This is a genomic window from Pseudoprevotella muciniphila, assembly GCF_003265305.2.
Classification (GTDB): Bacteria; Bacteroidota; Bacteroidia; order Bacteroidales; family Bacteroidaceae; genus Alloprevotella; species Alloprevotella muciniphila.
In genome coordinates, this window is record NZ_CP033459.1 from 1,284,696 (window position 1) to 1,305,445 (window position 20,750).

The 20,750-nt window shown below is 46.7% G+C and carries 10 protein-coding genes and 1 tRNA gene; 8 read left to right on the forward strand and 3 right to left on the reverse strand.

The window, feature by feature from the left end:
• Positions 1 to 11: 11 nt before the first annotated feature.
• The 8 genes from C7Y71_RS05245 to C7Y71_RS05280 all read left to right on the forward strand — a co-directional run bounded on the left by C7Y71_RS05245 (position 12) and on the right by C7Y71_RS05280 (position 15,504).
• Positions 12 to 800, forward strand: coding sequence for a DUF5683 domain-containing protein (locus C7Y71_RS05245; RefSeq protein ID WP_394366621.1), 789 nt, complete (start codon positions 12 to 14; stop codon positions 798 to 800).
• 83 nt (positions 801 to 883) lie between these two features.
• A complete protein-coding gene (locus C7Y71_RS05250) occupies positions 884 to 3,340 on the forward strand; it encodes a lytic transglycosylase domain-containing protein (RefSeq protein ID WP_111897337.1) in 2,457 nt (818 codons plus the stop codon).
• A gap of 50 nt (positions 3,341 to 3,390) precedes the next feature.
• Complete coding sequence (locus tag C7Y71_RS05255; protein ID WP_111897338.1) at positions 3,391 to 5,697, forward strand: RelA/SpoT family protein; 2,307 nt, start codon at positions 3,391 to 3,393, stop codon at positions 5,695 to 5,697.
• Positions 5,698 to 5,725: 28 nt separating this feature from the next.
• Positions 5,726 to 6,565 carry a hypothetical protein gene (locus C7Y71_RS05260; protein ID WP_111897339.1) on the forward strand — a complete coding sequence of 280 codons (840 nt, stop codon included), beginning with the start codon at positions 5,726 to 5,728 and terminating at the stop codon, positions 6,563 to 6,565.
• A 407-nt stretch (positions 6,566 to 6,972) separates the two neighbouring features.
• Positions 6,973 to 13,602 carry a LamG-like jellyroll fold domain-containing protein gene (locus C7Y71_RS05265; protein ID WP_111897340.1) on the forward strand — a complete coding sequence of 2,210 codons (6,630 nt, stop codon included), beginning with the start codon at positions 6,973 to 6,975 and terminating at the stop codon, positions 13,600 to 13,602.
• 167 nt (positions 13,603 to 13,769) lie between these two features.
• Positions 13,770 to 13,854, forward strand: a tRNA-Ser gene (locus tag C7Y71_RS05270).
• 225 nt (positions 13,855 to 14,079) lie between these two features.
• Positions 14,080 to 14,796: a 4Fe-4S binding protein gene (locus tag C7Y71_RS05275; RefSeq protein WP_226943576.1), complete on the forward strand. Its 717-nt coding sequence runs from the start codon at positions 14,080 to 14,082 to the stop codon at positions 14,794 to 14,796.
• A gap of 12 nt (positions 14,797 to 14,808) precedes the next feature.
• Positions 14,809 to 15,504, forward strand: a complete 696-nt coding sequence (locus C7Y71_RS05280) for a class I SAM-dependent methyltransferase (RefSeq protein WP_111897341.1) — start codon at positions 14,809 to 14,811, stop codon at positions 15,502 to 15,504.
• A gap of 32 nt (positions 15,505 to 15,536) precedes the next feature.
• Here C7Y71_RS05280 and C7Y71_RS05285 read toward each other — a convergent pair whose 3' ends face one another.
• The 3 genes from C7Y71_RS05285 to C7Y71_RS05295 form a co-directional block, all read right to left on the reverse strand.
• Positions 15,537 to 17,759 (reverse strand): hypothetical protein, encoded by a 2,223-nt coding sequence (locus C7Y71_RS05285; RefSeq protein ID WP_146739312.1) that lies wholly within the window; start codon positions 17,757 to 17,759, stop codon positions 15,537 to 15,539.
• Positions 17,728 to 18,708, reverse strand: coding sequence for a hypothetical protein (locus C7Y71_RS05290; protein WP_146739313.1), 981 nt, complete (start codon positions 18,706 to 18,708; stop codon positions 17,728 to 17,730). Before C7Y71_RS05290 ends, C7Y71_RS05285 begins: the two co-directional genes overlap by 32 nt.
• A 118-nt stretch (positions 18,709 to 18,826) precedes the next feature.
• Positions 18,827 to 20,485 carry an AAA family ATPase gene (locus tag C7Y71_RS05295; protein WP_111897344.1) on the reverse strand — a complete coding sequence of 553 codons (1,659 nt, stop codon included), beginning with the start codon at positions 20,483 to 20,485 and terminating at the stop codon, positions 18,827 to 18,829.
• Positions 20,486 to 20,750: the final 265 nt, after the last annotated feature.

Consider the following 20,750-nt stretch of genomic DNA (forward strand, 5'->3'; position numbering starts at 1 on the left):
TCCGCACTGCCATGTCATCTCTTGATCGAAGAATTGTTCTGCTCCTGATGTTCGTCCTCACGTGCATCCCAAACAGCATCTTTGCACAGGCAAACGAAGACACAGCAGAGCCGGAAGACACGATTGTAGTGCCAGAGAGACGAGAGGGAAGCGACACATTGGAGGAACTCACCATAGTGGACGACAGCACGTTCTGGGCGCGCGTAAACAAACACAGACGTTTAGAAGATTCACTGAAAGCAGCCAAACAACCCGACACAGTGTTCCTCTCGAAAAAACAACTGAAGGCGATACAGCGCCAACAGTTCAGACCCAACCCGCAAAGAGCACTGTGGTTGGCTCTCGTTCTGCCTGGAGCAGGACAGATATACAACCGTAAATACTGGAAACTGCCCATATTCTATGGTGGTTTCGTGGGTTGTACATACGCGTTGGTGTGGAATCAGAAGATGTACCGCGACTACTCGCAGGCATACCTCGACATCATGGACGACAATCCGGAGACGAAGAGTTACATGGACATCCTGCCACCGCGCTACAATATCAGCGGGCGCGAAGAATGGTTCAAAACCTTCTTCAAGAACAGAAAGAACAGATATCGCCGCTACCGCGACCTCAGTGCCTTCGCCTTTATCGGGGTGTATGCACTGTCGGTGATTGATGCTTACGTCGATGCACAACTCTCCGTGTTCGACATATCGCCAGACCTCAGCCTGAGCCTGCGCCCTGCAGTGATTCAGAGCGAAAAGAACAGCAGAACCGTATGCTCCTATGGCATCGGCTGCAATTTGAATTTTTAAGGAAAAAGAAAAAGAAAACAAACAAAGAGTGGCATAGAAAACTTCAAATCACGAAATGCCATCTCAAAAATTAAAATATAAAAATGAACAAATTGAGAAATCTTCTGCTTGTATTATCACTTGTCACACTTACTGCCACAGCACAGGAAGTTCGCGATTATGAACTGGAAGTCCCTTCGTCTGAAGAGATGGACGCTGTCATGAAGAACACCGATGAGCCTGCAAACGAGGCCACGGAGTTTCTTGAGAGCGAATACTTGCAGGAAGACCCCAACTGCCAACAGTTAGACACCGACCCTGAGTTCGACGATGAAGTGTATATCGAACGTCTGCGTAGCCTCCCGATGGAAGTGGAACTGCCCTACAACAAAATCGTACGCTCATACATAGACCGCTACACCAAACGTTCGCGCACACAAGTACGCCGTCTCCTGGGAGCAATGAATTTCTACACACCCATCTTTGAGCGCGAACTCGACAAGGCGGGTGCTCCTCTCGAACTCAAGTACCTGCCGGTGATAGAATCTGCTCTCAAACCGGAGGCCACAAGCCCCGTAGGTGCAGCAGGTCTGTGGCAATTCATGGCATCGACAGGCAAACAGTATAAACTGCGCATCGACAGCCGTGTGGACGAGCGCCGCGACATCGTAAAGTCGTCTGTGGCGGCTGCACGACTGCTCATGGACCTCTACAGAAAATATAACGACTGGGCACTCGTGTTGGCTGCATACAACTGCGGACCAGGCAACGTAAATAAAGCCATGAGCCGGGCAGGAGGCAAACGCGACTTTTGGGCAATATACAACTACCTGCCAAAAGAAACACGCGGATACGTACCGGCGTTCATTGCTGCAACATACGTGATGAACTTCTATTGCGAACACGGCATTTGCCCGCTCGAAGCCAAATCTCCGCCCAAAGTGGATACAGTACACGTGGTAAGAGATCTGAGCATGCGACAAGTGTCGGAACTGCTTGGTATCGGATTGTCGGAACTTAAGGCACTCAATCCGCAGTATAAGACAGACATCATTCCCGGCTACTCAGGCAACTGCGTGCTCGTGCTCCCCGAGAGCCTGGCACCGGAATTTGCATCTTACGGCTCAGACATCTACAAACACCGCGCCAGCGAACTCCTCCAGCGCAGAGCCACTGTGGAAGTAGGTGGAGGAAGAGGCAACTATAACGAGTCTGAAGACAACCGAAACATCACTGCAAGCGCCAGTCAAACCCGCACAGAGCAGCCCATCGAAAACACAGGACGCCGCACACGCAGCACATTCCGCAACCATCGGCAGGACAACGAAGAGCGCACAGAAGCACGAACTTCAGCACCCGCAAGTAATCCGCGCCAAGACCTGTCACGACAGGCTTCGGATGTTTCAGATGCTGGTGTGCGCACCATAAACAGAAGTATACGCGATGGTGGAGAAAATGTTACTGTCAGCGAGAGAGACGAAGAGAACAACAGCAGAACCACACTCACCGACGACGCTTCAATAAAGCCTGTTGAAACCAACACTACTCGCAGAAACACCAATGCGAAAGCAGACCCGAACAGAGGTTATACCAGCAGCAGTCGCTACGAAAGCAACAGCAGCAACCGCACGAACTATTCAAACAATTCTCGATACAGCAATCGCCAAAGCACTTCCAACAACACCTCACGTAATGTTGCACCCACTTCGTCCTCACAAGCCAGCAACACCAGAACGACCACGACAGAAACCGGTGCACGCATAAGAAGAGACCGTACAAGCAGTGCAACAACGGCAATAAAGAAAGAAGAAAAACCTGCTACGACACCAAAAGCCAACACACATTCTGCTGCACCTAAGGCTGCCGAACAACCAAGAAATGTGAGCACAACCAAACATGCCACTTCAACGACACCTAAGCAAGAGACAAGATCTTCAAGATGGACAAACACCAACAAGCACAACACCACAACGAAGACAGAGACTCCAAGACAATCAACGGCAAAGAAACCGGAGGCAACAAAGAAGGTAGAAGCACCCAAGAAAGCCGAAACCACCACAACTAAGCCTACCACCCGCCAAAACACATACACGCCGAGACAGACCACCACGAACAAGGCTGGCACACCCAACAACAAGAATATTGCAACCAACAAGCAGAGTACTTTCAAGCAACCCACAAAGACTACCACTAAAACCGAGACCAAAACGACATCGAAACCACACGTAAACAACAAGACGCCAAACAAGACTACCGCCAACAGCAAGGCTACGACGAAGACTGCAACCAAACCCGAAGCCTCAACTGGCAAGCAAGCGACAAGCAAGGCTGCAAACACAAAACAGACAGGCACAACAAAACCGGCTACCACTAACAGCCAGACGACCAAACCTGCAGCAACAGCGACAAAGCCCGCAGCAACCAAGCCCGTTGCAGCCAAGCCCGCTGCGACAACAAACAAACCAGCCACACCGGCAAAACCCGCTGCCGCGAAACCTGCCGTAAAGAAGGGCGGAACGAACGTAGGCAAATCGTCAGGCAAGTCGGGCTCAAGCAAATAATAACAAGTCTTACGGGCTTCAATACTCGTAGGAAATAAAGTACTAATCCCATGGCAGACACCACTAAAGATCATCTTTCTGCAGAAGATAAGGAACGGCGGGAAGAAGAGATGATACAAGCGGCTTTCCAAAAGTTGCTCGACACCTATCTCGCGTCCAGTCACAGGCGCAAGGTAAACATCATCACGCGCGCCTTCAACTTCGCAAAAAATGCACATAAAGGGGTGGCGCGTCTGTCGGGAGAGCCATACATCCTCCACCCCATCGCAGTGGCGCAGATAGTCTGCGAAGAAATCGGCTTAGGCAGCACCTCAATCTGTGCCGCCCTGCTCCACGATGTCGTAGAGGACACTGAATATTCCAAAGAAGACATCGCCACCCTCTTTGGACCAAAAGTGGCAAACATCGTGGAGGGTGTTACAAAAATATCAGGAGGCATCTTCGGAGAAAAAGCATCATCACAGGCTGAAACCTTTAAGAAATTGCTCCTTACCATGAGCAACGATGTCAGAGTTATCCTCGTCAAAATTGCCGACCGTGTGCACAACATGCGTACGCTCGACAGCATGCGACCCAGCAAGCAGTACAAGATAGCCGGCGAGACACTCTTCATCTATGCACCCATAGCCGACCGCCTGGGGCTCAACAAAATCAAGACGGAACTCGAGAACCTGAGTTTCAAATACGAGCACCCCGACGAATACAATAGCATCTGCGAAAAACTCGCTCTCACACAGCCCCTACGCGACAAGGTGTTTGAAGACTTCACACCGCCCATACGCAAAGCGCTCGACGAGATGAAGTTTACGTACGAAATCAAAGGCAGGGTAAAAACACCCTACTCCATCTGGCGAAAAATGCAGGAAAAAGGAGTACCGTTCGAAGAAATCTACGACATCCTCGCCATACGCATCATTTACCGGCCAAAAGACAGAGAAAAAGAAAATCAGGAAGCCCTGGAAATCTATGGGGCGCTCAAAAAAGAATACAGACTCCACCCATCACGCACCCGCGACTGGCTCGAAAATCCAAAGGCCAACGGTTATAGGGCACTGCACAGCACTTTCATGAGCAAACAGGGGCAATGGATAGAAGTGCAAATCCGCTCCGACAGAATGGATGAAATGGCAGAGCAAGGATTGGCGGCGCACTGGAAATACAAGAACGAATACTCCTCAGGAGGAGACGAGTTCGAGCGATGGCTAAATTCCATCAAGGAAATACTCGACGATCCACAGCCCGACTCTCTCGATTTCCTCGACAATATCAAACTCAACCTCTTTGCCCGTGAAATCATGGTGTTCACACCAAAAGGAGAACTCAAATCGATGCCGCTGAACTCCACAGCACTCGATTTCGCATTCGCCATACACTCCATGCTCGGCACACACTGCATCGGGGCCAAGGTGAACCATGTACTCGTACCACTTAGTTACAAACTGCGAAGCGGCGACCAGATAGAGGTAATGACCTCCTCTACACAGCATGTACAACCAGAATGGCTTAATTACGTAACCACAGCAAAGGCACGAGGTAAGATACAAGGCATTCTGCGACGCGAAAACAGGGAAAAAGAGCGAAAAGGAGAGGAAATTCTCGACGCCTTCCTCGAAGAGAAGGGGTTGCAGAAGGTGCAAAAAGTCATTGACAGAATGAGAGCCTACTATTGCTGTAACACCAACGAACTGTTCTTGCAGCAAATAGGCGACGGCAAGATAAAACTCAACGACGAAGCCGTAAGTTATGTCAGGGGAAAGAAACGATATAAGGGCTGGCGACGCTTTGTACCATTCCTGAGAAACACTGTTGATGACAACGACACCTACCAGCGTCAGAAGGAGGAAGACTTCGTAAAAGGAATTGACCGCAAGAAAATACTGACCATCAACAGCGAGATAATCGATAGATGTCACATAGCAACATGCTGCTCACCTATACCAGGCGACGATGCATTGGGCTACATAACCCCCGAAAACACACTTGAAATCCACCAGCGCAGTTGTGATATTGCCACAAGGTATAAGGCGCGTTATGGCAACAACATCATTGCCATAAAGTGGGAGCAAATACCAAACAGGCTCTTCAGGACAAGCATCTACATCGCAGGCGCAGACAGGGAGGGTATACTCTTTGCCATAGCAAAACTCCTGCACGACATGCCCGGCTACACCATCCACCGCATCACGCTCGATGCCAACGCCGGTTTCTTTCAGGGAGAAATCGACATCAGTGTGCACGACACGAGGGACGTACAAAACATCTGCAAACAACTGCGCAAAATAGAATTCGTCAAGGACGCAAGAAGAATACAAGAGCAGTCAAAAAACAAGGAAAAAAACCACGAAGAAGGCAAATAATCGTACTCCTCCAGACTTCTTTTTCTGTATGAAAATCAGGACCATTCTTTTTTATTTTCCTATCTCCTGTGCTCTTTCTTGCATTTCTCTTTCAGGTTGCAAGAAGGACAAGGCACCGGATATGGGTTACGACAGCAGTGCCGACACGAGTGCGAGCCATGCTTCGGTGTCAGGCTATGTGGAGGAGGACTCACTCATTGCACTCGATGAGGACACTGCCGGTCGCGTGCTCATTTACGAGAAAGGGTACAAGACGGGCTACGACGATGGTTTCCGCGATGGCGAACTGCACTACGACGAGCGTCAGAGTTACGACGACTATAATGCTTTCGGTCCGAAAATGGCGGCAGAATACTGCCGCGGCTACCAAAAGGGTTACAGCGAGGGATATACGGCAGGAAAGGCTGACTTTGAGCGCAACAGTGTGAAGCGCGACACAAGTATAGTGACGCCCATAGTAACAGAAGAAACCATACTCGTTCCTACAACGTCTTCCTCAGCCACAACAGCCACGACGGTGGCAAGAGTGCCCTCTGCGGGCAAGAGTTCTGCTGATGGCAGCACGCAATCCGCTTCCGCTGCAAAAGGGCGTACCAATTACAAGGAGACGGGTGCATGTGTGGACGGCACGGTGAGTTACGCCGGGAAGTCGGGCTATTTCATTGTAGAAGTATCAGGCAGTTATAGCGTAATAGAAGTATATAGCGGCACACTCAGCATCGGCGAACGCATACGTGGCGAACTGAAGCGGACAGGGCTGAAATATGTGATGAAGCGCAGCGGCGGTGAAGCACACGTCATTGTAGATGCAGGCAACCTCTCGCGTCAGGCTGCCGAAAACTGGTTAACCGAACGGGGACTAAACTAAAAAATACCTGTCACACTGCAAGACATTTTAAGGGGTGTTCTATAAATTAGGCTTGAATGATTTTTGAGTTATTTTGGTGTACGTTTTGATTTAAGTTCGCAGGTGCATAGTGGGCTATGTATCAATAAGTTAAGTCGAAAGATGTCCAAAAGAACCAACAATCATCAAGACTGATAAAACACAAAAACTAATTTATAGAACACCCCTATAACCTCACTTTTTTACAAAAACATCAACAGATACTTGTTTGTTATTCAATAAGTTAATATATTTGCAGTTGATTAATCAAAATATCTTTGGCATTAGTTTGTGTTTCTAAGTTTTTACTTGGTCATTCCACTTTCACTATGCTTTCATAATTTCTTTTTTTACCTTCACAGATTAGAATTTTTTTAATTTATAATATCATGAAACAGAAATTACTTCTCTTCTATCTGCTCCTCCTTGGTACAGGACTGACAGGTTCGGCACAAGTGATACCACCAGATTTGGAAGGTCTTATTTCCGACACAGCCTTGATCCGTGAGATACTACCAAGTTGGAATCCAGATTGGACGCTGATGTCGAACGTTAAGTCGATTCAGGAAGACACTACTACCACAAAAGGCATAAAACGTGCTCCCAAGCTCAATTCCATTGTCACTGCGAGCGATCTGCCCGACCATTGGAACAATGCGGAAACGATGTATTTTCCACCTGTTATCTTTCAAAACGGAGGGTCCTGCGGTGTATCATCGCGTGTGGGCTACATGATGAACGAGGAGATGAATGCTTACAACGGCACTGACGCCTCACTTGCCAAGAACCGTCTGGCTCACAATTTCCAGTTTCCTTTCTCGTACGGCAATTACGGCATTGGCAAGGAAAGAATGGCTATGTATGTGGGATATCCCTCCTCTGATGTATGGGGCGGTACCACGAGCAGTTCCATCTATGGCGACCATGGTAGTGAAAGTAGAAACGACGACGGATGGATGCAAGGTTACGACAGTTGGTACAATGCCATGCAGCATCGTATCACTGGAACAGGAAGCATCCCTACAGGTGCACTGACTGCATCAGGTCAGGAAGCCATGAAGCGCTGGCTCTACAATCACAACGGTGACACATCTTTCAAAACCGGTGGTATGCTCGGTATTGGCTGTGGTGCCGCTACAAGTAGAAGTTGGACAATAGGTTCCTGCGAGCACAACGACGCACTGGGATTCTCCAGCAAGAATGGTTTGGCATGGGGTTCTTATGTAGACCATGCTTGTACGATTTGCGGATACGACGACCGCGTATGGTTCGACCTCGACAAGAATGGTGTCCATGGTGAAGAAAACAACTCGCTGGGCCAGAACGAACGCGGTGCATGGATTGTTATCAACACATGGGGCAATTGGTGGCTCGATGGCGGTTTCGCTTACCAACCATACGCTCTTGCCACACCCACGACAAATGCGCAAAAGATAATACACCCGGGCGCCACAGATAGTGTGACCGTATATACAGCTGTAGGCGAGGGCTATGCCCCTGAAGTATATTACTACCGCAAGGACTATACCCCCCAGCAGACACTAAAAGCCACTATGACCTTTGTACAGCGTCAACAGATGGGACTGACAGTCGGTATAGCACAGGACACAACGGCTACCTCACCTGAAAAAACGACCAAACTCTATCACTTCTATTATAATGGAGACAGATACAACTCCAAGGCCATGATTCCTATGCTCGGTAGATGGAGCGACGGCAAGTTGCACTATGAGCCGATGGAATTCGGCTACGACCTTACCGACCTTGCAGCAGATTTCGATCGTACCAAACCATTGAAATATTTCCTCACAGTGGAAACAAGTGACAGTTGTACAGGATATGGTGGTATTCATGCGGCATCAATTATAGACTACGAGTCGAACAAGAATGGTATAGAAACAAAATTCAAGATAGTGGGCGACAGTGTAGCAATCAATGGTGCAAGACAAAGACGCACTATTACTGTCGTGGTATGGAACGAACCGATTGCAGCACCATGCAATCTTGTGGTTTCGGGCAATAATATTACTTGGGACGCACCTATAAGCACAAGAAGGACCCCCGCTTCCTATAAGATTTATCGCGATGATGCACTGATAGACTCCACAACAACGCGCACATACAACTGCGGTGGGACAAATGGATTATACACCGTAAAAGCGGTTTACGAAATCAATGGCAATAGTATTACCTCTCCTGCAAGCAACAAGTTGATAGTCAGACCATCGTCAGACCTTGCCAAAGACAATTACACCTACACTTTCTCCAACAAGGGCTTCAAGATAAACGACGTGTTCACTTCGATGAATCAAGCCACCATAGAATGGTGGGTAAAACCATCATCACTGACCAACTGGAATCAGCAAATCGGACCAGGATGGGGCACATTCCTTATTCACACCACGAGCAGCGGCGAGCTCGTCTATGGCTGGAGCGCCTCCGGAAACAACAATCGTGGTTCAATTAGCAATGCTTTTTCAAATAACACATGGAAACACATTGCTGTGGTAGTTGACGGTAACACCATGACGGCATACGTAAACGGTGTAAAAAAGGGTTCATTCACATCATCTTCTTATAACGGAATACCATCAATGAATCCATTCGAATTCGGATCGCACTATTCAGGCAGTAGTGCCCTATATGGTGTTTACGACGAGGTACGCGTATGGAAAACTGCTCGCACGGCCACTGAAATTGCCAACAACTATAAGATGCCTCTCATCGATGACGCATCATACGATGACTTGCTTGCATACTATCGCATGGATACATTTACCCAGAATGGTACAACCTACCTACGCGACTGCGTGGGCGGACACCATGCGCCGTTAGTCGGTAACGGCTCGGCATCAAGCTCTTCTGGCAACAGCCACTTTACTAACTATAGCGCGACTGCAACAATAAACGCACCGGCAACTGCTTTAGTAGGCGAGCCCATAACACTCACTTACAGCAGTACGGCAGACGTTGTTTCTCGCACATGGAGCTGTGACGGCAAAACCAGCACATCTGCTTCCTGGGATATCACTTTCGGAAGCACAGGAACAAAGACTGTAACACTAACAGTTCGTACCCTTGCAGGCAACACTAAGAGTACAACAGCCTCTATCGTTGTCAACGCAGCACCAGCAGCCACGGCAGCCTTCGAACAAAGCGCACAAGAAGTAACGGGTATGAAACACATCAGTTTCGTCAGCCTCAATAAAACGCCAAACTGCACATATTCTTGGAGCATGCCTGGCGCAGACGTTGAAACGATGGACACACGAAATGCCACAGCATCTTACAGCAGTGCAGGCACATTCAACGTAACACTCACAGTGACAGACGCGAATGGAAACAGCACTTCTTCAACAAAACAGGTTGTTGTCAATGCCTCTGCTCCCGTCATCAGTTTCGACCAATCTGCCACTGTCATATACAAAGGCGAAAGTGTTACGTTCACCGATAATAGTTTGTATAATCCTACATCATATCGTTGGTTATTGCAATGTGGCAACGATATATATTCACAGTCTGGTAAGAGCGTAACCTTTACACCACAGCGTGCAGGTACTTACTCCGTCATCCTCACAGCAACAAACGAGGCAGGCAGCACGACAAAGACTATCAACAAGGCTCTTATCGTCTGCAATGCCAAGTCGGAGACAGGTCTAAGGATGAGCAACGATGCCATCACAACGAACATTACCAATCCTGAGATGACGGATGGCGCATGGACCATCGATTTCTGGTACAATCCATCGGAACTGACTAGCAACTGTAACTCCATAGCCACCTCGAATGGACTACTCGACTTCCATGTATTAGGCAACGGCGATGCAGAGCTCTTCGTTGACCAAATGAAAGTGGGCACATGGTCTGATATCTTCATCGCTAACGAATGGCATCACTATGCACTGGCGACATCGAACAACGGCACCACATCGACCTACGTACTCTTCCGAGATGGTGTGAACGTAGGTTCTAAGACACAAGATGCCGTAAAGGATTGGGATACAGCAATGAGAACTCTTATCGTCGGTGGCAACAACGGAAAGTTCAATGGCTACATGGATGAATTCCGTGTTTGGAACAAACGACTATACGTTGATGAAATACGGGCTGTCTGCGTTGAACCAATCTCCACTTCGACAACAGGTCTCAAAGCCTACTATAATTTCAATTCCATCGAAACTGGTAAAGTTTCCGACTCCACGGCCAACCATTATGATGGTTCCCGCACATACTCCGGACCATCGGGCGACGTTTACCTACCATCGCAAGGTGTGTTTGCCCTTGACTTCTCGCCTGAAGTTGGCTTCCAGGCGGAAGGCACGCTACTCGACCAGACACTCCTCACACTCGAAGCCTATTCCGATGAAGAAGTTTCGCGCGAAAATCGTTCAGCATCAAATATTATCGATAACAATACCAACACATTTTGGCATTCACAATGGTATGATGCAACAGCCGGATATCCACACTTCTTCCAGTTCTCACGTGAGCAAATGGATACCATAGAAAGTATCAAACTCTACACCTATCGTGATGGAGATATATACTATCCCAACACCATGAATGTGGAAGTGTCAGACGACAACGAAACATGGACCACACTGGAAAGTGGAATTTACTTCCCTAACAGGTCTACAGTAGGAGTAATACTCGACCAACCTATTACACAGAAATACTTCCGGTTGACATTCACTTCTGGTTCCAATGGTGCATTTATGATGCTTAACGAACTTTATCTGTACGGAAAAGTTGGGCCTAAGTTTACACCGGGTCAGAAAATCATCACGTATGTTGTCAAAGACACAAATGGTAACGAAATAACACGCTACCAAGAAGGTGCTGACGAAAATGCTACATTGACGGTGCCGGATGCTTTAAAAAGAGATTTCTGTACGTATAGCGAAATAGACGACATTGCTGACGAAGATAAGACGGTAGAAGTAACGTGTACATACAATTATCCATTCCAGATAAGCACAAGCCGCTCAAATGCACACTATTATTATATGAAGGTAAGAGGTGAAAATTACACCAATGCGAACGGCACAACAAACGTACAATTCTCTGACAAGAACGTCGGCAATGGTCTTTGGGCATTTATGGGCAATCCATATACCGGTTTCCAATTGATTAACGCAATCAACACCGATTTGACACTTTATGCAGGAGACGACCCCTGGTGTAATAGCAACACAACAACCTATCCCTACTTATCAGAAAACAATGCCACAACTTGGACAATATCAAAATATGATAATAACACATTCTGCTTAAACATCAAAACAGGCACTCAAACACTCTTCTTAAATAAATTTGGCAATGGTTCAAAACTGGGTTATTGGACTAGTGGAACCGGCGATATAGGATCACGCATTACGGTTGAAGATTACGGCAATATCGAATATTTAACCCTCGATCCTTCTAAACTGTACTATATTCACAACAGCTATTCAGGTTGGGGCAACAGGACATACTTGTATGCCAACAATGGTGTAGTTTCGCCAGGAACGAAGGTGGCAGAAAACCGCAACTATCTCTGGCGCTTGGTTTATGATCCGGATAGCACAAAGGTTCAGGTGGTCAACGTAGGAACCAACCAAAAGATTTACATTGACAACAATGCGGCAGACCAAAACCTCAAGTTAGGCAACAACGAATACAAATGGCTGTTTATCGAAGGCGATGGCGGCGTGATGATCAACACCACTGACCGCTCATATAGTTGGTACTCCAATCCAGGTGCTTGGGCAAACAATATCGTCACGAAGGATCATTGGGGATATGGTTGGGTATTCGATCCCGTAGACAACTATGCTGATACTGTCTCAACGAACCTTGCCGGCTATTTCACAATACCCACAAACGGCTACGTAGGCACACTGTCATACGCTGATAGTCTTACGCTCAGAGCCATATACAATGAATATGCAGTGGCATGTACCCCCGCACAGTATGCGAATCTCGCTGCTAACATCGATGATGCTACAATCAAGATTGAGAGCGGTAAGCCATACCGTTTGCTGAATGCCAACTACAACAACCACTGGATGGCACTCAACATGGCCAACAACGGCAACAGCACAGGATCAATTATCAACACTACTGACCCAACTGCCAACTTAAGCACAATACTCATATTTACGAGCAATGGCGATGATACTTGGACTGTAACGATGGATGGACTCTATCTGACTGCAGTACAACAGATGTCCGGCAAAAACCAAGGTACTATAGAAACTTTATCAGCAAGCTCTGCCAATGCTGCACCTATAGTGGTCAAAGCTTATTCGCCAACCGTTTACACCCTTTGCACACAGACAAACGTTGACGACAAGGGATACCTGCACGACAACAATTATTCACAGGTTGTGGGTTGGAACAAAGGAGCGGGAGCCTCACATTGGTACATTGTACCAGCTGAAAACATAAAAATTGGCATGAACGTGGTGAATGGCGCATCGTATGGCACACTCTACGTGCCTTTCAGTGTAACGCTGAATCAGGAAGATGTCGAAAACCATCTCGTCAACTTCTACAAAGTGACGCAACTCAACACAAGCAATATCGTAGCACGAAGAATTGACAACAACGTCATTCCTGCAGCCACACCTGTCATCTTGAGAGATGTGAATGCTTCCACGACCCTCACCCTCGGTGTAGGCGGTGAAGGATCACCTCTTTCTGACAATTGCCTCTTGGGAACATACGTCAACAAGACCATCACCGACGCTTCAAACACCTACGTACTGACTTCAGTTGACGGAGGCAAGACATTGACGTTCGGTAACTGCAGCACTGCCTATATCCCAGCCAACAAGGCCTACTACCTCTACACCGGAACAGGCACACCGAAGTTTGGCTTCGATGAAGGCGACGGAAACATCACGTGGATTGACGGACTGACATTGGACGGCAACGACAACGACGCCATCTACGACCTGCAAGGTCGCAAAGTCAATAGCAAACGTGCTACTGGCGGCATCTACATCGTAAATGGCAAGAAAGTGCTCGTGAAATAAACATCCACAAGCATACTTCCAAGAAGCCCGCGGCATCGATGCCGCGGGCTTTTACCATCAACTTACCGACAAGTCGTAACTTTTTTTCAAAGAAAATGCTTTGTTTGAAAAAATATACCTACCTTTGCAGCGCTTTTAGCAAAGACTGTTCACATTGACATCTTTTTGGAGAGATGGTAGAGTGGTCGATTACACCGGTCTTGAAAACCGGCGTGCCGAGAGGCACCGGGGGTTCGAATCCCTCTCTCTCCGCAAGAAAATGTGCAAAACAAAGACAAGACACCAAGTTCGCTTGAGTGTCTTTTTTTGTATGTTTTAACCTTTTGGTAGGGGCGGAAGAGAACGGTTCATCATTCTGTTGTATGTAGAGCCATAACTCGTTTTTTATAATAGATAATTTCTATGTATAGATAGAGAATATCACTTGTTTACCTATTATATTGTTCGTAATTTTGCAGCGAAAAAATAATTACCCCTATGGCACAAAACAGTAATAAGAAAATGAATTTCCACCGCCATTTTTCAACACCTGGAGTTGACCTCTACTGGATTATCATTGCCTACATCATTCTTGGCTGGTTCTTCCCGGCTATAGGTATCATTGCACTGATTTGTATGATTGGTCCTGTGCTTACATCCATCTGGAAAGGCCGCTACTGGTGTGGACACATCTGCCCGCGAGGCAATCTCTATGACCGTTTGCTGTCGAAGTATTCTCCCCACAAGCCGATACCCCGATTTGTGCGCACTTTTGGCTTCCGCCTGTTCATGGTGTTCTTCATCTTTACCATGTTTGGCATCCAGCTCACATTCACAGTACCCTGGAGCGAGGGCGGCTTGGAGATGTGGAGTGGTATAGGCAGAGTGTTCTGGACCATCATTGTAATGACGACCATCGTTGGAGTAACATTGTCGTTTATCTATGCCCCCCGCACATGGTGCTCGTTCTGTCCGATGGGGAGCATCTCATCATGGGTAGCACCACAAAAACAGCCACTACCGAAAACTTTCACCCGCGTGCACGTCAGTGCGTCGTGTCAGATGAAGTGCAAGAGTTGCGCTCGCGTCTGCCCTATGCAACTCACACCCTACGATAGTCGCGGTCAGGCGGTAGGATATCTGCACCCCGACTGCCTGAAGTGCGGCAAGTGTGTCATAGCCTGCCCTACAAAGATTATGACATTAGGAAAATAAGAAGCATTGCAGATGAATAGCCAGAAAGACCCCATGGGCAGAGCCATAGCCGAATTCCATAAGACAGGAATGGCAGACAAACTCAGGGTATTTTCCCCAATGTTTGAGGAAGACGAAATGCCCTTGGATACGCTCTTCCGCACATACGATGCCATGCCGGAGATAGAACGTAGGGCGTTGGATATGGCTAAAGGGAGAACACTTGATGTGGGAGCCGCTTCGGGTTGCCATTCACTCGTCCTGCAAGAGAGAGGCATAGATGTAACGGCCATCGACATCTCACCACTGTCTGTTGAAACCATGAAGAATCGTGGCATAAAGAAGGTGTTTGAACAAGACTTCTTCACATTAGAGGGACAACTATTCGAGACCATTCTTTTGCTTATGAATGGATTTGGAATAACAGGCACACTGCAACGCATGCGGGATTTGTTCAGACAACTTGACAAAATTCTGGCGCCAGGTGGTCAGTTACTCGGCGACAGTTCCGACATCAGTTATGTATTCGACGGCTACATGCCCGACACGGAGTATTACGGAGAACTCACCTTCCAGATGCAGTATAAGGACACTATTGGCGAGCCTTTCCCATGGCTGTACATTGATGCGGACACATTGAAACAAGTAGCCACAGATAACGGCTATCATGCCGAAATCATCGCAGAAGGCAAGCACTATGACTATCTGGCAAGGATAACAAAGGGATAACTATCAGGACATTCTATGGGAATGTTCTACGATTATTTATATTTGTTATTTAGCGCATAATCTCTCCATTTATCGCAGTGCAATCGGATGTCCTGTGCCACGTTAGTATTGCCATAGTCGTCCAAGACGCGCTGATAGTATGAGAATTTCCGAAGCTGAGCCGCTGCTTGTTCCCTGTCGGTAAACAAGTCAAAGGCACTCTTGATAAGCTTTTCGCTCAACAGGACATACTCATCGTGGCGACAAATGGCAGAGTCATTGGGATAAGCGATTTCGGGTAGTGCATACCTTATGTCTGTGTACTCGGTGTTGCTGCTATATCTGGTAAGGAACCAACAGTAATGTACTGAATTTCTCAACCCCAATGCGTACTTTATCTTGGCATTGGCACGTTCATTAGGGTCGTGATGGTGTTTCATAATCCTTTCACTTTCTGACATCTGTTCTGCAAAATGCAATTTATAATTATGATACAAGGAAGTATCACGCTTCTCTGTTTCCATCTCATAACTGAAAGGACTCCTGTACATATAAGGATACACACTCATTGTCTTTTGGTACGACAGAGGGACATGCTGCAAGTACAGAACTGCCTTTGCATAACGGCGCTCACGCAGACATTTTGTTGCCAGAATGTCATACCAATAATACTGGAAAGTACGGCTATGACTGTTGAGGAATTGGTCAAAGTCGCCCTCCGGATGCCTGATGCGCTTATAATAGTCTCTCGTGGCTTTGTATGACAGGCGTTCTACAATGGCAAACATCTCTCCTGAATAGCCATTTGTTTCTATCAGGAAATTGTCTGCCATGTTTGCGAGTTGTATTTCGCGAACATATCTCCCCGCCTTGTGCATACGAGGACAAACAACCTTGAGAAGCAAGCGCCTCATTGCATCATTCCAGTAGAAGGAATTGGCAATTATTTGGTAAACATCCCGATTGTCATCTTCATAGCAACTTCCGCCTTCAGCACTACGCAGTTTATCATATATTTCAGGAGTTACCTTACTTTTTATCTTCTGTGCAATCCACTTTAGGTCTTTAAACAGTTGCTGTTCGTACTCATCATTATATGTTGCAGTCCTTGCATCAAGATATATCCTAAGAAAATGGTAAGTGTCCTTCAAATAAGCATCTTTCGGATAATGCATTCCTGCCATCAGATATTTTCTGGCTTTCTCCGGTTGGTCCTTCGCATCATATAAGGCAGCCAAAGCATAGTGCCACATAGCCATTTTGCGAGATTTCTTCTCCCGGACTGCCTTATGCGCCACTTTCAGCAATGTATCAAGCCTCTCGACAATCAGTTTTGCTGAATTTTCTTCAAAGTACCTTGCTCCTGTATAATAATATTCATCTTCCAGCAATCGTCTGTAATCTGTAAAGATTCCGAAATAGATAAGCCAGTTTTGCAATTCTCCCTCCAGATAAGGCGAATTGGCATCAAGGTCATAAACGAAGCCCAGTTCATTCTTTATATTCCCGTTATTGATTGAACGAATAGAAGCCACATCGCCATACTTGGCATATATTTCAAGAGCATCGTTTCTCCTGCCTGTCTTGCTTAATGCTGACGCCACTTTCAATTCTATCATCTTTTTCACCACATCGTCAGCAAGTTGCCCTTTGACTTCATTCCAATATGTTGTGCAAGCATTATAATCCCTTAAACCGCACAAAGCCCTTACCATCTGCAACGCATAGCAGCTGTAGAGCGGACCGGATTTGTATTGCTTGCATTTTTCAACAACAATAGCCAAAGACTTATTTTGTGAGTTATCCGCAACGTCATAGTACCATGGGTCGTTCATGCTTTTCCGCACCTGCTCACTCTGCTTTGCCAGAATGAGAAAGTCCAAAATATCCGTTCTGCCATTCGACACAATCCATTTCAGGAACGAATTATCTTTAGCGGAATTGAGCGTCATGTTCCTGCGAATACCTTGCAGACCGGCTACGCCTGCTTTATATACGACGTGCTCAATATCCCCCAAACTGATGCCAGAAGAAGTTTGCTTCTGCCACAACTTTACATTTTCTTCCTTGTAATCCACCCTTTGATGCAGTATGGCGTCGCGCGCCCAATAAGGACAGGTAGCGTCTTCTTTCTCGTATTCAGACTCATCGAGTGGCATGATTCTATAAAGCACCACCTCTCCGGAATGCTTTGGCCACCACCATGAACAGGCAGAAACACTGTTGGCTATCAAAACCAACAAACTAACGGCGATATATATTCTCAATTTCATCATAACTATATTTTGAAAGGTTTACAGAATCAAGATGGTATATAATATTGGAAGAAGGATAGTTAATGTCCTTCAGTTCATTTCTTAAAATACGTTTCGTGGCTATTATCTCATTGTAATCACTTTGTTCATGGCGTAAGTCCCCTTCAACTTTCTTATTCTCGTCAGGTGAAATAATCCCCATAAACTTGTTATCCCTGAACCACAGCGTCCATTCGTAAGTTGGGTAGGCAAAATCAAGATGTTTGTCGCTCGTTGCCTTACGCATGTATTCCTTTACAGCCTCGCTGCTCAGTATAGAATTCTTCACTTTCGGATTTTGCAGGCTCTCCGTGTTGTAAAGCATTAAGACACCATAGTCTATATCAGGCAGAGTGTCTCGAAGTTGATGCAGTCGGATGGTTGCGCTTAACCCTTTCCCCTTTTTGTGCAACAGACGACGCTCTTCTTGACATAGTCTATAGAACAAGTCCTTTGTCTCTTTTGTCCAGTCACAGTCCAACTGAATCTCTTTATACTCGATTTTATTCGCTCTGCACATATCGTCAACCCGCTTAAGAATCCTTTCGCCAAGTGGTTTTCTTAATCGTAATGCTTCCACCGTAACAAACACTACCGGAACAATCTCTATACCATTCTGTGCAAACACCTCCGGCGAGTTCTTGAAGATTGTCGTTGCAATAGGAACAGGCTGTTCGCCTTTGCCGTCGTACAGATTGTCAGTACTCACATCGAAGAATTTCACATAAACCCTTTTCACCTTATGATTTTTCATAAATTCCATCTCATAGGCATTGGGGTTAAATGTCGTTTTCCAATGATAGACGGCATTAGCCTGTTCATGTTTGAAAACGAACGGTGTTTCAGAAGATGGCATCCTCTTGCAGCCGATTAACGACAACAAGCAGAGTGAAAGAAACCCTGTCATTGCTTGTTTCATAGTCTTTTTCATGTAGTCTCTGTTTTTGTATTTTTCAATAGTCACCTAATTCGCAGTAAAATTAATGATATTTCGGCAATAAATTGGATTATTGCCGAAATATTTTTCAAAAAAATTCATCAGTCCTCCGTCAGAACCCTATCCTGGCTCTCGGACGAGCCACATGGATGGGTACGATGTCCTCGGGAGTGAGCATGAGCAATTCGCGCTGACTCGCCGGCCGCTGTTTCATACACCGCTCTGCATGCCGGATGTAGATGCGTTCTAACTGGTTGGCGATGAAGCGGGCATTACCCCATGTGTCCGGGTCGCGTTCGCTATAGGCGCCTGAGATTATGCCGCAGAATTTTTCCCATGCCTCTGTGGTAAACTGATATTCGTAGTCCCTGATACGGCGACGGGTGATTTCAAGCAGTTCGGACACAGAAAAATCCTGAAACTCGAACATGTTAGGAAATCGCGACTGTAAGCCCGGATTACTATCAAGCATCTTCATCATGGGCTCCTTATAACCGCAAAGCACAACGGCTATGTCGCGCTGCGTCTCGTCGGCAAGGATATTCATCAGCAGTGGCAGTACCAGTTTCCCGGGGTCGTGTTCGTGCTTGCCGTTCAGCAGATACGCCTCATCTATCATCAGCACACCACCCCTTGCCACCTCCAGCACTTGCCGTACCGACCGCTCTTCGTCGCCCCACAGCGTGCCTATGAACGTACCGCGGTCGCACAATACCACATGCCCTTTCGACAGTGCGCCAGCCTGATGCAGCAGCGACCCATAAATCTTGCAGACAGTAGTCTTTCCTGTACCCGGGCGTCCCAGAAAAACACTATGAAGCGACACGTCATGGCGCTTGCCATTCGGGAAGAGTTTACACATCATCTTGTTATAGTTGGTCAGCGCAACAAGTTCGTCCATCCTGCGCTTGATATCGCCACATCCCACCAAGTTGTCCAATTCCTCACGCGGGTTGTCAATAGGCTGCAGAATGTTCACCTTGACATTCATGGTGGGGTTCTGCGAAATTGTTCCTTCAGGGAAGAGAAAATCATCAAAAACATTCTTGATATCTTTATTTTCTTCCTCATCATCATTGTCGCAACAGTTGTCAGATTCAGAGTTGGAATCCGACAGCAATCCATTGTTTTCATCAGGTGTCCTGAACAAGTCGTCAATATCGTCATCCACAACTTCTCCGACAGACGACATCGATGTCGTAGCAATATCTACCGTAGCATCGTCGAGACTGAGATTGGAAATGACTCCCACGTACGACTTGCAACGCAAGGTGTCGTTCTCATTCACCTTTATCTTATGGCCTCTCAGCCGCCTGAAGTCGTCAATCACCCTGACATGATGAACATCCCACATCTCCTCCAAAGGATAGACATTGAGAATATTTGCTTCCGTCAGCAGCAATCCATACACATCCAAATTGGGACGGCTCTTCTCAAAGACCGTCTTTACCAAATCCACAGCCATCGCCACCTGCCATACCACACTTAAACGCGGCGCTTGGTAGTCGGACAAAATGACAGCACTGAGATGCTTAGACTCGTCATAGATGCTCTTAGCACCATGACCGCAGTAATCAAGACATACGATGACAACACTCGTATCGTTGCAATACATATAAGCGTCATAATCAGTCAGAAAGGGAGACAAGCCCTTCAAATGAGTAGAATATACGGCAGAGTCTGCCGCAAGAGCGTCCAGATGTTTCCAAACAGTATTCCGAGTCTGTTTCTTAATACCTTCAATCAGTCCATTTGCTTTCATAATCTTCATAATTCACCTTACAATCAAAAAATTAACAATGCAAAAATGCTCCATAAACCGGAGCGCAAGAGAGAAACAGGCAGATGTTTACACACCTGCCCATATAACACACATAGAGCAATCTTATGAAATTACCCTATCACAAAATCACAGAAAAAAAGTAACAAAAAGTCAAAGAACGAACCATTATTCAGGAGACAGAGCCTCATAGAACACAACGCACAGCAAGACGCACGCAACTCGTCGATTCACAAACGGGGCACAAACTCCGTCT

What these genes read in the sequence shown, in the direction of transcription:
- C7Y71_RS05245 (WP_394366621.1), top strand. Translation starts at nt 12, where the DNA reads ATGTCATCTCTTGATCGAAGAATTGTTCTGCTCCTGATGTTCGTCCTC.
- C7Y71_RS05250 (WP_111897337.1), top strand. Translation starts at nt 884, where the DNA reads ATGAACAAATTGAGAAATCTTCTGCTTGTATTATCACTTGTCACACTT.
- C7Y71_RS05255 (WP_111897338.1), top strand. Translation starts at nt 3,391, where the DNA reads ATGGCAGACACCACTAAAGATCATCTTTCTGCAGAAGATAAGGAACGG.
- C7Y71_RS05260 (WP_111897339.1), top strand. Translation starts at nt 5,726, where the DNA reads ATGAAAATCAGGACCATTCTTTTTTATTTTCCTATCTCCTGTGCTCTT.
- C7Y71_RS05265 (WP_111897340.1), top strand. Translation starts at nt 6,973, where the DNA reads ATGAAACAGAAATTACTTCTCTTCTATCTGCTCCTCCTTGGTACAGGA.
- C7Y71_RS05275 (WP_226943576.1), top strand. Translation starts at nt 14,080, where the DNA reads ATGGCACAAAACAGTAATAAGAAAATGAATTTCCACCGCCATTTTTCA.
- C7Y71_RS05280 (WP_111897341.1), top strand. Translation starts at nt 14,809, where the DNA reads ATGAATAGCCAGAAAGACCCCATGGGCAGAGCCATAGCCGAATTCCAT.
- C7Y71_RS05285 (WP_146739312.1), bottom strand. Translation starts at nt 17,759, where the DNA reads ATGATGAAATTGAGAATATATATCGCCGTTAGTTTGTTGGTTTTGATA.
- C7Y71_RS05290 (WP_146739313.1), bottom strand. Translation starts at nt 18,708, where the DNA reads ATGAAAAAGACTATGAAACAAGCAATGACAGGGTTTCTTTCACTCTGC.
- C7Y71_RS05295 (WP_111897344.1), bottom strand. Translation starts at nt 20,485, where the DNA reads ATGAAGATTATGAAAGCAAATGGACTGATTGAAGGTATTAAGAAACAG.